This window comes from Streptomyces sp. NPDC051315 (genome assembly GCF_044455165.1).
In the GTDB taxonomy this organism is placed as follows: domain Bacteria; phylum Actinomycetota; class Actinomycetes; order Streptomycetales; family Streptomycetaceae; genus Streptomyces.
Window position 1 is genome coordinate 266,477 of the sequence record NZ_JBITEN010000002.1, and the last position, 12,817, is coordinate 279,293.

The 12,817-nt window shown below is 74.2% G+C and carries 11 protein-coding genes; 6 read left to right on the plus strand and 5 right to left on the minus strand.

Going from position 1 to position 12,817, the window contains the following annotated elements:
- Positions 1 to 117: 117 nt before the first annotated feature.
- A complete protein-coding gene (locus tag ACIBBD_RS04450; protein WP_399417780.1) occupies positions 118 to 1,431 on the minus strand; it encodes a PHB depolymerase family esterase in 1,314 nt (437 codons plus the stop codon).
- Between the two features lie 84 nt (positions 1,432 to 1,515).
- Positions 1,516 to 1,875 (minus strand): non-reducing end alpha-L-arabinofuranosidase family hydrolase, encoded by a 360-nt coding sequence (locus ACIBBD_RS04455; protein ID WP_399417781.1) that lies wholly within the window; start codon positions 1,873 to 1,875, stop codon positions 1,516 to 1,518.
- 579 nt (positions 1,876 to 2,454) lie between these two features.
- Here ACIBBD_RS04455 and ACIBBD_RS04460 point away from each other — a divergent pair.
- Positions 2,455 to 3,243 carry a pectate lyase gene (locus ACIBBD_RS04460; protein ID WP_399417782.1) on the plus strand — a complete coding sequence of 263 codons (789 nt, stop codon included), beginning with the start codon at positions 2,455 to 2,457 and terminating at the stop codon, positions 3,241 to 3,243.
- 63 nt (positions 3,244 to 3,306) lie between these two features.
- On the opposite strand, the gene ACIBBD_RS04465 is transcribed toward ACIBBD_RS04460, so the two are convergent.
- The gene (locus ACIBBD_RS04465) at positions 3,307 to 4,062 is read right to left on the minus strand and encodes a PaaX family transcriptional regulator C-terminal domain-containing protein (protein ID WP_399417783.1); all 756 of its coding nucleotides are present in this window, start codon (positions 4,060 to 4,062) and stop codon (positions 3,307 to 3,309) included.
- A 71-nt stretch (positions 4,063 to 4,133) separates the two neighbouring features.
- Here ACIBBD_RS04465 and ACIBBD_RS04470 point away from each other — a divergent pair, with 71 nt between their 5' ends.
- Positions 4,134 to 5,813, plus strand: coding sequence for an acyl-CoA dehydrogenase family protein (locus tag ACIBBD_RS04470; RefSeq protein ID WP_399417784.1), 1,680 nt, complete (start codon positions 4,134 to 4,136; stop codon positions 5,811 to 5,813).
- 185 nt (positions 5,814 to 5,998) lie between these two features.
- On the opposite strand, the gene ACIBBD_RS04475 is transcribed toward ACIBBD_RS04470, so the two are convergent.
- Entirely contained in the window at positions 5,999 to 6,583 is a 585-nt protein-coding gene (locus tag ACIBBD_RS04475; RefSeq protein WP_399417785.1) for a hypothetical protein, read from the minus strand.
- 270 nt (positions 6,584 to 6,853) lie between these two features.
- On the opposite strand from ACIBBD_RS04475, the gene ACIBBD_RS04480 reads away from it, so the two are divergent.
- The 4 genes from ACIBBD_RS04480 to ACIBBD_RS04495 all read left to right on the plus strand — a co-directional run bounded on the left by ACIBBD_RS04480 (position 6,854) and on the right by ACIBBD_RS04495 (position 10,769).
- Complete coding sequence (locus tag ACIBBD_RS04480; protein ID WP_399417786.1) at positions 6,854 to 7,939, plus strand: WD40/YVTN/BNR-like repeat-containing protein; 1,086 nt, start codon at positions 6,854 to 6,856, stop codon at positions 7,937 to 7,939.
- Between the two features lie 82 nt (positions 7,940 to 8,021).
- Positions 8,022 to 8,699 carry a uracil-DNA glycosylase gene (locus ACIBBD_RS04485; protein WP_399417787.1) on the plus strand — a complete coding sequence of 226 codons (678 nt, stop codon included), beginning with the start codon at positions 8,022 to 8,024 and terminating at the stop codon, positions 8,697 to 8,699.
- Entirely contained in the window at positions 8,696 to 9,694 is a 999-nt protein-coding gene (locus ACIBBD_RS04490) for an N-acetylglucosamine kinase (RefSeq protein WP_399417789.1), read from the plus strand. The genes ACIBBD_RS04485 and ACIBBD_RS04490 overlap by 4 nt, the downstream gene beginning before the upstream one ends.
- A gap of 151 nt (positions 9,695 to 9,845) precedes the next feature.
- Positions 9,846 to 10,769 (plus strand): sirohydrochlorin chelatase, encoded by a 924-nt coding sequence (locus tag ACIBBD_RS04495; RefSeq protein WP_399417790.1) that lies wholly within the window; start codon positions 9,846 to 9,848, stop codon positions 10,767 to 10,769.
- A gap of 791 nt (positions 10,770 to 11,560) precedes the next feature.
- On the opposite strand, the gene ACIBBD_RS04500 is transcribed toward ACIBBD_RS04495, so the two are convergent.
- On the minus strand, positions 11,561 to 12,601 hold the full coding sequence (locus tag ACIBBD_RS04500) for a lactonase family protein (RefSeq protein ID WP_399417791.1): 1,041 nt from the start codon (positions 12,599 to 12,601) through the stop codon (positions 11,561 to 11,563).
- Positions 12,602 to 12,817 lie beyond the last annotated feature (216 nt).

The window sequence follows — 12,817 nt, forward strand, 5'->3', positions numbered from 1 at the left end:
CCCCCCCCGCCCGCGGGCCCCCCCCCCCGGGGGCGGGCGCGGCCCCCCCCCCCCCCCCCCCCCCCCCCCCCCCCGCGCCGCCTGAGCCAGTTGTGGCCGGTTGTGGCCTACTGGGCGTCAGGTGACGGTGCAGACGGTCCCGTTGAGCGTGAAGGCGCCGGGCGGCGCGCTGTTGCCCGTGTGGGCGGCCTGGTAGCCGATGGTGACCCCGGCGTTCGGCGCGAGCGTGCCGTTGTAGGCCGCGTTGGCCGCCGTCACCGCGCCGGTGGCCGGTGCGTAGGTGGCGCCCCAGCCGTTGGTGATGGTCTGCCCGGCGGGCAGGGTGAAGCCGAGCTGCCAGCCGTTCACCGTGCCGGTACCTGTGTTGGTGATCGTCACCGAGGCGGTCAGGCCGGTGTTCCAGGCGTTGGTGGACACGGTCACCCTGCACGGGCTCGTGGGGGGTTGGGGTGCGGGGCCGCCGGCGGAGTCCAGGCCGAAGAACGTGATGACACGCGAGGCCATGCCCCAGGCGTACAGGTTGTGTCCGACGCCCTGGAGGCTGATGGCCTCCACCGGGGCCTGGTCACCGGTGCCGCCGTAGCGGGTCCGGGTCCAGCCGGACTGCGGCGAGTCGGTGGCGGCCGGGGTCTGTCCGAGCCCCCGGACGTCGGTCCACTGCTTGATCTCCTCGCCGAAGTTCGGGTAGCGCAGCACGTCGTCCTCGGTGCCGTGCCACAGCTGCATGCGCGGCCGGGGCCCGGTGTAGCCGGGATGGGCACCGCGCACCAGGTCGCCCCACTGCTGCGGGGTGCGGATGACGGTGCCGCCGGAGCAGGCGCTGTTCCACTCGGAGCCGTCGGTGGTGGCGAAGCAGCCGAACGGCACCCCGGCGAACGCGGCGCCCGCGGCGAACACGTCGGGGTAGTCGCCGAGCAGGACGTTGGTCATCATCGCCCCGGAGGAGATGCCGGTGGCGTACACGCGGGAGGTGTCGGCGGAGTACGTCGTGGTCACCCAGTCGATCATCGACTTGATGCCGACGGGATCGCTGCCCCCGCCGCGCTTCAGCGCCTGCGGCGAGGAGACGTCGAAGCACTTGCTGGCGCGGGTGACCGACGGGTAGACGATCACGAACCCGTGGCGGTCGGCGAGCTGGGCGTACTCGGTGCCGGAGTGCATGGCGGGGCCGGAGCCGCCGCACCAGTGCACGGCGACGAGGACCGCCGGGTGCGCGGGGACGTCGGCCGGCACGTAGACGTACATCTGCAGGTTGCTGGGGTTGGCGCCGAAGCCGGTGACCTCGGTGAGCGTGGCGGCGGGGACGGTCGCGGTCGCCTCCGTACGGGCGGAGGCGGGGGGTGCGGCGAGGAGGGCGCCGGTGAGGAGGAGCAGCAGCAGCGCGGTCAGCGCCGCACGCAGGGCTCGCCTCGGGGAGTCGGGGGTGTACACGTGCTGGTCCCTTCTGGTGGCGGCTCGGGGTGCGCGAACGGTGGCGCAGCAGGTGGGGTTCGTCCGGGTCAGCGGGGCCAGACGTCAGGGGAGCCGCGAGCAGTCGCCGCTCGCGGCCGGGTCCATGCCCCGGCAGAGGAAGCGCAGACGGCAGGGGTCGATGGCGAGGGTCTGGTCGGCACCGTCACGGATCATCCCGCCGTGGCCGAAGTCCCTGGCCCAGGCGGGTCGGCCGGCCGCGAAGGTGACGTCGGCGGAGCGGATGAAGGCGTGGGTCCCGGTGTCGGCCCGCGGGGTCCAGGCACCGCCGAGGCCGTCGGCCGTCCAGGCGCCGACGGAGTCGATCGGGTGGGCGGGGTCCGGCCCGGGGCCGATTGAGCGGGCCGGTCGAGGTCCAGGTGAAGGAGCTGGGCAGGGGTCCCGCCCGGCCGGGCTCCGCTCCATCGGCTGCCGTGGCGCGCGGTGGCGGGAGCAGGGCGGCGACGGCCGGCAGGAGCAGGCACCAGCCCGTCGGCGAACGTGCGCGTGCGCGGAGTCGGCATCGACTCGCCTCTCTCGTGCGGCCCAGGTGGCTCGGGGACCCCGCAGAGCTGCGAAGCCCGTCGGGGAAGCGTCCGCACCCGCATGGTGGCATGCACATGCCTTCCATGGAAGCGCTCCCACACCCCTTCCCGGAAGTCCTTGCCGGTCCGTCGGGGTGGCCGAATGTCGACTGCGCAAAGCGTTGACTAGAAAGCGCTTGCCCCCTACGTTCCGTTCAGCAGTGTGACCGAGCCGCTCACTCCGATCCCCACAGGGCCACACTGCCCGCACAAACCGTTCAGCCTTACGCCCATGGTCCACATACGTGACCACCGTCACTCTCCAGGAGGAACACACCCGCATGCGTGCCGGCTTCCGCGTACACACACGCAAAGGTCCGCTCGGGACCGAGCCCCCCAGGGCCGGGACGCCCACGCAACCGACGTCCGGCGCGTGCGCCAGGACGCTCTCACCCACCCCCACGACAGAAGGAAACGGGACATGTCTTCTGCCACACGATCGCGCGCCCGTCGGCGCGCGCTGACCGGAGCCTTGGCCACCCTCGGAGTTTCGGTCGGCATGATCATGACTACCGGAACGGGACCGGCGAGCGCCGCGACCTGGCCGTCCGCATCCGGCAGCCAGGCGGTCTCCGCGACGATCAACCTGACCAGTTCCAAGGACTACGGGATGCTGCGCCTGTACGGCAGCGGCGCCCTGGGCACCGGCGACCAGGCCGAGGACCAGCAGCCGATCCTCACCCTCGCCAACGGCGTGACCCTGAAGAACGTCATCATCGGCGCGCCCGGCGCCGACGGCATCCACTGCCTGGGCAGCTGCACGCTGCAGAACGTCTGGTGGGAGGACGTCGGCGAGGACGCTGCCACCTTCAAGGGCGGTACCAGCGCGACGTACAACGTCGTCGGCGGCGGCGCCAAGAAGGCCTCCGACAAGGTCTTCCAGCACAACGGCGGCGGCACGGTGAACATCTCCAACTTCGCCGTGCAGGAGTTCAAGACCCTCTACCGCTCCTGCGGTGACTGCTCCACGCAGTACACCCGCAAGGTCAACCTCAACACCATCGAGGTGACCGGTACCGGCTCCACGGCACGAATCGTCGGCATCAACGTCAACCGCAACGACGTGGCGACGCTGCGCAACATCACGATCCTCAACGACGCGAGCCGCAAGGTCGTCCCCTGCCAGAAGTACAACAACACCACGGCGGTGGGGGTGGGCCCCGACAGCACCAACTGCCTGTACTCCACCTCGGACGTCACCTACCGCTGATCCCCCTCCCCTTCCCCCCACGGACGGCCGGAGGAAGCGGCCCGCACCCGCTTCCTCCGGCCGTCAGGCGTGTTCCCGCCCGTGCACCGCGTCCGTCACCTCGCGCTGGTAGTCGGTGTAGACGGCGCGCAGGGCGGCACCGGGCCAGTCGGCGGGCAGCAGCTCGGGCGGCAGGACCGGATCGGCGAGGAGATGCCGTACGGCGGCCCCGAAAGCGGTGAAGCGGTCGGCGGGCCGCCGGGCCCGCGCGATGTGCGCGAGCAGCGCACGGGCCGTGGCGGCCCACTCCTCCAACGGCCACAATCCGGCCGCCAGTCCACGGGCAGGAGCCTCGGGTCGGACGGTGAAGTACCGGGTGACGTCGGCGAGCCGCTCCGGCCAGGGGCGGAGCAGGGTGGCGGGACGCAGCCACACCCCCTCGCGCAGTTCGGCAAGCCGCAGACGGGTCAAGTCGGTGCGCAGCCCGGCGCGTTCGGCCGGGCCGCGGCCGGTGGCCGTCACCACGGCCATCTCCCAGTCGCCGTCCCAGGGCCGGGTCGCCGGGTGGACGGCGTCGTCCTGGCGGCGCTGGCGCTCCACCAGACGGTCGCTGAGACCGTAGACGGCACCGGCACGCCGCAGGTCGCCGGCCGCCACCATCCGGCTGAGGGCCGCCCGCAGCGTGGAGCCGCCGACCCCGAAGGGCTCCACCAGGCGCACGAGATCCTTCACCGGCAGCTCCGGGGGATGCGTGCCGAGCAGCAGGCTCAGCACCACCGACCGGGCCGACAGCGGCCGCAGCTCCACCTCACCGGCACGGGCCGACACGTTCTCGCGCATGAGGCCGTACTGTACGTCCGCCCCGATGTTGCACTATTGCTGCGACTGTACGAAGCATGCAACATGACCACATGACCCTCCTCCTCGGGCAGACACCCGCCCCCGCCTCCGGCACGCACGAGGTCACCAACCAGCCGCCTCCCCTGGCCCCGTACGACGCCTCCGACGACACCGCCCTGCTGGAAGGGCTGCGGCGGGAGGGCGCCGGATGGGCGGAGGGAGACGTCCGGCGGCTCGGGCTGCGGGCCGGCGGCCGTGAGGCGCAGGAGTGGGGCGAGCTGGCCAACCGCTACGAGCCCGTGCTGCGCACGCACGACCGGTACGGGCACCGCGTCGACGAGGTGGACTTCCACCCCAGCTGGCACGAGCTGATGCGGGTCGCCGTGGCCGAGGGCCTGGCCGGGGCGCCCTGGGCGGACGGCCGGCCCGGCGCCCATGTCGCCCGGACGGCCGGCGGTCTGGTGTGGGGCCACACCGAGGCGGGGCACGGCTGCCCGACGTCGATGACGTACGCGGCCGTCCCCGCCCTGCGCCGGCAGCCGGACCTCGCCGAGGTGTACGAGCCCCTGCTGACCGCCCGTGAGTACGACCCGGGGCTGCGGGTGCCGACCGGGAAGCGCGGGCTGCTCGCGGGCATGGGGATGACCGAGAAGCAGGGCGGGTCGGACGTCAGGACGAACACCACGACGGCCACGCCCACGGCGGAGCCCGGCGTGTACACGCTGCGCGGGCACAAGTGGTTCACGTCCGCGCCGATGTGCGACCTCTTCCTCGTGCTGGCCCAGGTGGCCCCGCCCGGCGGCGGAGGACGTCCGTCCTGCTTCCTGGTGCCGCGTGTGCTGCCCGACGGCACGCGCAACCCGTTCCGCATCCAGCGGCTGAAGGACAAGCTGGGCAACCGTTCCAACGCCTCCTCGGAACCGGAGTTCGACGGGACGCTGGCCTGGCTGGTCGGGCCGGAGGGGCAGGGGGTGAAGACCATCATCGAGATGGTCAACTGCACCCGGCTGGACTGCGTGATGATGTCGGCGTCGCTGATGCGCAGGACGCTCGTCGAGGCCGGCCATCACGTGCGGCACCGCAGCGCGTTCGGGGCGCGGCTGATCGACCAGCCGCTGATGCGCAACGTGCTGGCGGACCTGGCGCTGGAGTCGGAGGCCGCCACCACGCTCACGCTGCGGCTGGCCGGGGCGGCCGACCGGGCGGTGCGCGGCGACGCCGGCGAGCAGGCCTTCCGGCGGATCGCGACCGCCGTCGGCAAGTACTGGGTGACCAAGCGGGGTCCGGCCTTCACCGCGGAGGCCCTGGAGTGCCTGGGCGGCAACGGGTACGTGGAGGACTCCGGCATGCCCCGCCACTACCGCGAGGCCCCTCTGCTGTCGATCTGGGAGGGCTCCGGCAATGTCAACGCGCTCGACGTGCTGCGTGCGCTGACCCGCGAGCCCGCCACCGTGGACTCCCTCTTCGGCGAACTCGACCTGGCACGAGGGGCCGACCCCCGGCTGGACGCTGCGGTCACCCGCCTGAAGTCCCGGCTCGGCGAGGCGACGCAGGTCGCGGCCCGCCGTCTGGTGGAGCGGATGGCCCTCACCCTCCAGGCCTCCCTCCTGGTCCGGCACGCCCCTGCCGCGGTCGCCGACGCTTTCTGCGCGACCCGGCTCGGTGGCGACGGGGGGTACGCCTACGGCACGCTCCCGGACGGCGCGGACCTGGACGGGATCCTGGGCCGGGCGCTGCCCGACGGGGACTGACCGACCGCCCGGGGAGAAGGGAGGCGGGAGAGGGACCGCCTTTCGTCGACCGTCACCGACGAGATGCGGCTGCACGGGAAGGGCCCGCGCCTGGAGGCGCGCGAAGGCGGGGGGCGAGAACGACCGGCTCGTGCGGTGCCCCGCCGGGGCGAAGCGCCTCGGGGGCGCACCGCCTCATCCGGCCCTCACCCCGCCGGCCTGCCCCACAGCGCGTCGAACCGCGCCCACTCCACGTCCCACCGCTCCACCCGTCGACGCTCCAGACGTCCGCGCAGCATCCGGCCGCCAGCGAGCGGAACGGCCGCCGCCGTCACGCCCGCCAGACCGCCGACCAGGAAGGAGCGGAAGCGGGCCTGGCCGGCGGTGGGCGGCTCGGTGACCAGGCGGCCCCGGCGGTCCGTCCAGACGGTGACCCGGGTCCCGGCGGCGCTGCCGGGGGCGACACGGACCTGGCCGGTGTGGGCGGAGCCGTCGGGGCCGGTCCAGCCGGCCTGCGCCCACACCCGGTCCCCGCTGGAGATGCCCGGGCGCGCGGGAGGCTTGCCGGGGGCCTGCTCGGTGAGCCGCCCGGTGGTGGGGCGCCACTCGACGCGTTCCCGGGCCAGCCCGTCCTCGACGGACCGGGCCGCCGCCCAGCCGGCCAGCACTCCGGCGAGGACGGTCATCACCCAGGCACCGAGCACGACCCAGGCCTCCACCGTGTCGGCGCGACGCTTCAGCGGGTTGCGCCGCCAGCGCCACAGCCACACCTTCGGACCACGGAACGCCATGGAAGGCTTCCTCCTCACGAGCGCGTGAACATCCCGGCGCCCTCCCATACGCGGCAGGCGGTCCGGATGCTCAGGGCGAGTCCTGGCGTCCCGACGGTCGCACGCGTCCCGCCGCCCGCGCAGGCGTCCCGCCGAACGTGGCCGAGGAACGCCGGTCCCGGCCCGTCACCGCCGCTGTGACCTGCGGCGACGCCGTTTCCAGGGGTGACTGTCAGTGGTGGGGTGCAGACTGGCCGTTGCTGGGACAAGGACGTCGCGGAGGTAACCGGCATGACTGAGGTACTGCTCGCCGTGGGCACACGCAAAGGCCTGTTCATCGGGCGCAGGCGCGGTGGCGCATGGGAGTTCGACGCATCCCCCTACTTCAACGCCCAGGCGATCTACTCGGTCGCCATCGACACCCGCGGCGACCGCCCGCGTCTCCTGGCCGGGGGCGACAGCGCGCACTGGGGGCCGTCGGTGTTCCACTCCGACGACCTCGGCCGGAGCTGGACCGAACCGGCCAGGCCGGCGGTCAAGTTCCCGCAGGACACGAAGGCCTCGCTGGAGCGGGTCTGGCAGTTGCACCCGGCGGCCGCCGAGCCCGACGTGGTGTACGCGGGCACCGAACCGGCCGCGCTGTACCGCTCCGAGGACCGCGGGGAGAGCTTCGAACTGGTCCGCCCGCTGTGGGAGCACCCGACGCGCGCCCAGTGGGTGCCGGGCGGTGGCGGGGAGGGGCTCCACACGGTGCTCACCGACAAGCGGGACCCCCGGGCGGTGACGGTGGCGGTGTCGACGGCCGGCGTGTTCCGCACCACCGACGGCGGCGCGAGCTGGGCGCCGTCCAACTCCGGTGTCTCCGCGGTGTTCCTGCCGGATCCGAACCCCGAGTTCGGGCAGTGCGTGCACAAGGTCGCGCGGGACGCGGCGAACCCGGACCGTCTGTACCTGCAGAACCACTGGGGCGTGTACCGCAGCGACGACTCGGGCGCGCACTGGACGGACATCGGCGAGGGCCTGCCCTCCACCTTCGGCTTCGCCGCCGCCGCGCACCCCCACCGCGGCGACACGGCGTACGTCTTCCCGATCAACGCCGACGCGGACCGGGTGCCCGCCGACCACCGCTGCCGGGTCTTCCGTACGGCGGACGCGGGCAAGAGCTGGGAGCCGCTGTCGGCGGGCCTGCCGCAGGAGGACCACTACGGCACGGTGTTGCGTGACGCGCTCTGCACGGACGACGCCGACCGGGCGGGCGTCTACTTCGGCAACCGCAACGGCGAGGTGTTCGCCTCGGCCGACGACGGCGACAGCTGGCGGCAGTTGGCCTCACACCTGCCGGACGTGCTGTGTGTGCGCGCCGCGGTCGTCGGATGAGCCGGTTCGGCAACGGGGGGTGGCCGTCCGGCCTTGGCCACCGGTTGATCACCGCCGCGTGTACGGCAGTAGGGTGACGCCCGTGGCACCACGACCCTTGCATGAAATCGTCGAACCGGGCTGGGCGAAGGCCCTGGAACCGGTGGCCGGACGGATCGCCGAGATGGGCGACTTCCTGCGCGCGGAGATCGCCGCGGGACGCACTTACCTCCCCGCCGGGCCGAACGTCCTGCGGGCCTTCCAGCAGCCCTTCGACGAGGTCCGCGTCCTGATCGTCGGACAGGACCCGTACCCGACGCCGGGTCACGCGGTGGGCCTGTCCTTCTCGGTCGCGCCGGACGTACGGCCGCTGCCCGGCAGCCTGATCAACATCTACCGGGAGCTGACCACCGACCTGGGCCTGCCCCAGCCGTCCAACGGCGATCTGACACCGTGGACGCAGCAGGGCGTGCTGCTGCTCAACAGGGCGTTGACCACGGCTCCGCGCAAGCCGGGCGCGCACCGCGGCAAGGGCTGGGAAGAAGTCACCGAGCAGGCGATACGGGCGCTGGCCGCGCGCGGCAAACCGCTGGTGTCCATCCTGTGGGGCCGTGACGCCCGCAATCTGCGGCCGCTGCTGGGCGACCTGCCCTCGGTGGAGTCGGCGCACCCCTCCCCCATGTCGGCCGACCGGGGCTTCTTCGGCTCGCGCCCCTTCAGCCGGGCCAACGACCTGCTGATCCGTCAGGGGGGTCAACCCGTGGACTGGCGCCTGCCGTGACCGTTCCCGCCGGTCCGGAACCCTCGCCCGGCATCCTCGCCGTGGACTCGGGCGGCTCCGGACTGCGGGTCGTCCTCGGCACTCTCGGACGGGGCACGTCGGCGCACCGCTCGTCCCGGGTGCCCGTGCGCACCGGCGCGCGGGGCATCGACCCGGAGCACCTGATGGAACAGCTCACCCCCCTGGTCCGGGCGTTGACGGCCGAGACCGGTGTCGGACGTCCTCGTGTCGCGGTCGTCGGCGCGGCCGGCTTCAGCACCCTGGGCGAGGCCCTGCGCGCCGAGCTTCCGACCGCTCTGGCGAGGGAGTTCGGCGTGGGCACCGTCGCCCTCGCCGCCGACGCCGTCACCGCCTATGTCGGCGCCCTCGGGTTCCGGCCGGGTGCCGTCGTCGCCGCCGGCACCGGCCTGATCGCGATCGGCACGGACCTGACGGCCTGGCGGCGGGCCGACGGCTGGGGACACCTGCTGGGCGACTGCGGGGGCGGTGCCTGGATCGGACGGGCCGGGCTGGAAGCCGCCCTGCGCGCCCACGACGGGCGGACCGGCGGTTCCGTTGCGCTCCTCGCCCGCGCCGAGGAGCAGTTAGGGCCGATGCCCGGCCTGCCCGGACGCCTCTACCCGCGCGCCGACCGCCCGGCCGTCCTCGCCTCCTTCGCGCCCCAGGTCGCCGCGTGCGCGCCGGACGATCCGGTCGCCGCCGGCATCCTGCGGGCGGCGGCCCGACACATGGCCGACTCGGCCGCCGCCGTCTGCCCGGCCGGCCCAGAGCCCCACATCGCCGTCACCGGGGGCCTGTGCGAGATGGGCGACCCCCTTCTGGTGCCTTGGGAAGAGGAGCTGGCCCGGCGGCTTCCGTACGCGCGCCGGGTCGCGGCCGCCGGCGACCCGGTGGACGGCGCGGTCCGTATCGCCACCGAACTGGCGGTGGGCACGCTCACCCTGCCGGGTGACGAGACGATGCTGCACGTGGTGAACGGCACGCATCACACATAAGGGGGATTGACCCGTTCGAGGGCAAGTCGCCCGGAAAACACGCTGATCACTTCTGATCCGTACGTAACTCATCAGACAAAACCGGACGGATACCGCTCACCTGCACCCTCCCCGAACAAGGGAGCCCAGGAAGCCAGTAACATGCGGCGCCATGAGCTCCCCCACTGGGCCCGCGTCCGGCCTGCCTGTACGAATGCCGCGCCCCCGCCAGCCCGGGCGGCACCGCCGACCCGAGCCCCTGGCGGCTCCCGAGGGCGCGCCCGCGCTCGTCCTCGCGGTGCCGGGCACGCCGAGCGCCGCCACCCGCGGCCTCGCCGAGGAGATCGTGAGCATCGCCCGCTCCGAGCTTCCCGGTGTCGACGCGCGCATCGGGTACCTCGACGGGGACAACACCGAGTTCCCCACCCTCCAGTCCGTGCTGGCGTACGCCGCCGACGAGCGCACCGCGCGCTACGAGCAGGCGCTGGCCGCCGGTCTGGACGTCAAGGAGCCCGACGGTCCCGTCGCCGTCGTGGTTCCGCTGCTGGCCGGTCCCGACAGCGCCCTGCTGCGCCAGGTCCGCCAGGCGCTCATGGACAGCCGGGTCGCCGCCGAGCTGACCGACGTCCTCGGCCCGCACCCGCTGCTCGCCGAGGCGCTGCACGTGCGGCTGTCCGAGGCGGGTCTGGCCCGCGCCGACCGCGCCCGGCTGTTCACCGTGGCCACGGCCGCGGACGGCATCATCCTGGCCTCGGTCGGCGGCGAGGAGGCCGTGCAGGCCGCGGGGATCACCGGCATGCTGCTGGCCGCGCGCCTCGCCGTGCCGGTGATGGCCGCGGCCCTGGACCAGGAGGGTTCCATCGCCTCGGTCGCCGATCAGCTGCGCTCCTCCGGCTCGCAGCAGTTGGCCCTGGCCCCCTACCTCATCGGCCCGGAGATCGAGGCCACGCTGATCGAGGAAGCGGCCAAGGAGGCCGACTGCCCCGCCGCCGACGCCCTCGGCCCGTACCCGGCCATCGGCAAGCTCGCTCTGGCCAAGTACACGACGGCCCTGGGCATCGCTCCCCAGCAGCCGCAGGGGACGCCGGTCCGCTAGCCCGGACTCCGGCAGCCGTATGCCCCGCAGCACGACGAAAGGGCCCGCTCCCGCCGAGGAGCGGGCCCTTCGTCGTACCCGGCCGGACGGGGACGCCGCGACCGGCCGGGACGCGCCGGGGCGGTCGCAGTGGGCCCGGCGGCGTTCCCCGTCCGCACGCTCGCAGGCGCCCGCGCCGGCGGTCCGGACTTTCCCGGGGCGCATCGCCACGGGACTGGGGGGAGGCCGGCCAGGAGGCCTGCGGGTTCGTCGGCCACGGGTCGGGCGCGCCGCCGGGCCGGGCCGCCCCGGCCGACCGGGCGGGCGCGCCGACGGTCGGGTGCCGGCGTGGGTGCGGGGCCGGCCGACGGCGGGGCTGAACCGCGCGTTGCGGGTCACCCCCGGTCAGCCGCCCGGCCCCGGTGAGGGCCGGGCGGGCACGGATCCGTGCCGGTCGCCCGAGGTACGTGATCGAACGCGGGGTACGGCCCCGCCGTCGGCCGGCCGGGAGCCCGCGGTACCGGATCAGCCGGGGTCCGAGACGCCGGACCAGTCGCAAGGCCCCAGGACGCCGGACCAGCTGGCCGCTCCAGGCGCGCCGGACCAGCCGGGGCCGAAGACGCCGGACCAGCCTGAGGCCCCAGGACGCCGGACCAGCCGGAGGCCCCGGGCGCCCCAGACCAGCCGGAGGGCTCAAAACGTCGGACCAGCCAGAAGCCCGAGGCCCTCGACCCAGGCCGGCGGAGACGGTGCCGGTCAGCCGGGGGAAGCCCGTCACGCCGGTCAGCCGTGTCCGGGCCCAGCGGTGGCGGTCAGTCGAACACCACGCACGACGGCGCCGTCACGTCGATCGAACCCGTGCGGTGGGGCAGTCCTGTGGCCGGGTCGAGGGCGAACCAGGTGACATCACCGGAGCGTTCGTTCGCGACGTACAGGAAGCCGGCGGACTCGGCGAGCGCCCGTGGCCAGTGGCCGGCGCAGGACACGGTGCCGACCAGCCGCAGCGCCTCGCCCTCGCCCTGCACGGTGAACACGGACAGCACGTCCTCGCCACGGGTGGCCGTCCACACGAACCGGCCGTCGGGCGAGACGACGATGCCCGACGGGTAGGCGTCCCCGGCGGGCGGTCCGGACAGGACGGGGAGCTCCGCCAGCGGTTTCAGTGAGCCCTGCGGGGCGTCCCAGCGGCAGACGGTGACGGTCGGCGTGAGTTCGTTGACGACGTACGCGTACGAGCCGCCCGGATGGAAGGCCAGGTGGCGCGGGCCGGATCCCGGGCGCAGGGCGGACTCCCGGTGCAGGACGGGGCTGCCGTCGCGCAGGTCGCACACGCGCACGGAGTCCGTCCCGAGGTCCACGCTGACCACCCAGCGCCCGGTGGGGTCGGGCTGCACCTGATGGGCGTGCGGCCCCTGCTGGCGCCGCGTGTGCGGGCCGGATCCGCTGTGGCGCAGCACGCCCGAGACCGCCCGGGCCAGGGCGCCGTCCGTGCGGACGGGGATGGCGCTGACGCTTCCGGAGCCGTAGTTGGCGGTGAGGACGTGGCCGTCGCACACGCTGAGGTGGGTGGGACCGCTGCCGTCGACCGGCACGGGCGGCCCCAGCGGTTCGGGCACGTCCCCGACGACGCCGTACGCCGCCACCGCGCCCTCCGCGGTCTCGCTGACCGCGTACAGCGTCGTCCCGGTCGGCGAGAGCGCCAGGTAGGAGGGGTCGGGGACGCCGTCGACGCTGCCGAGGACGGTCAGCGCCCCGCTGGCCGGATCCACGGCCGCCGCCACGATCCCGGGCCCGCCGGCCGCCGTGAACGACCCGATGAACGCCCGCTTCCGCCGCCTGACGACATCTGCCACCGTTGTCCCCTCTCGTGTCGCCGCTGCCCGGCTGACGATCACAGTGGATCACGAGCGGTCTAGACCAGGGAAGCCCCCGAAGCGCCCCGCTGCGACGGCGTCTTCGGCCGGACGGCCGCAGGCGGGGACGGGTCCACGGCCCCGCCGGTCCGGGCGTGGCCGGCACCGACGGACCGGCCCCCGCGCGGCCCTGCGGGCGGCGCCCGGACCCCCGAC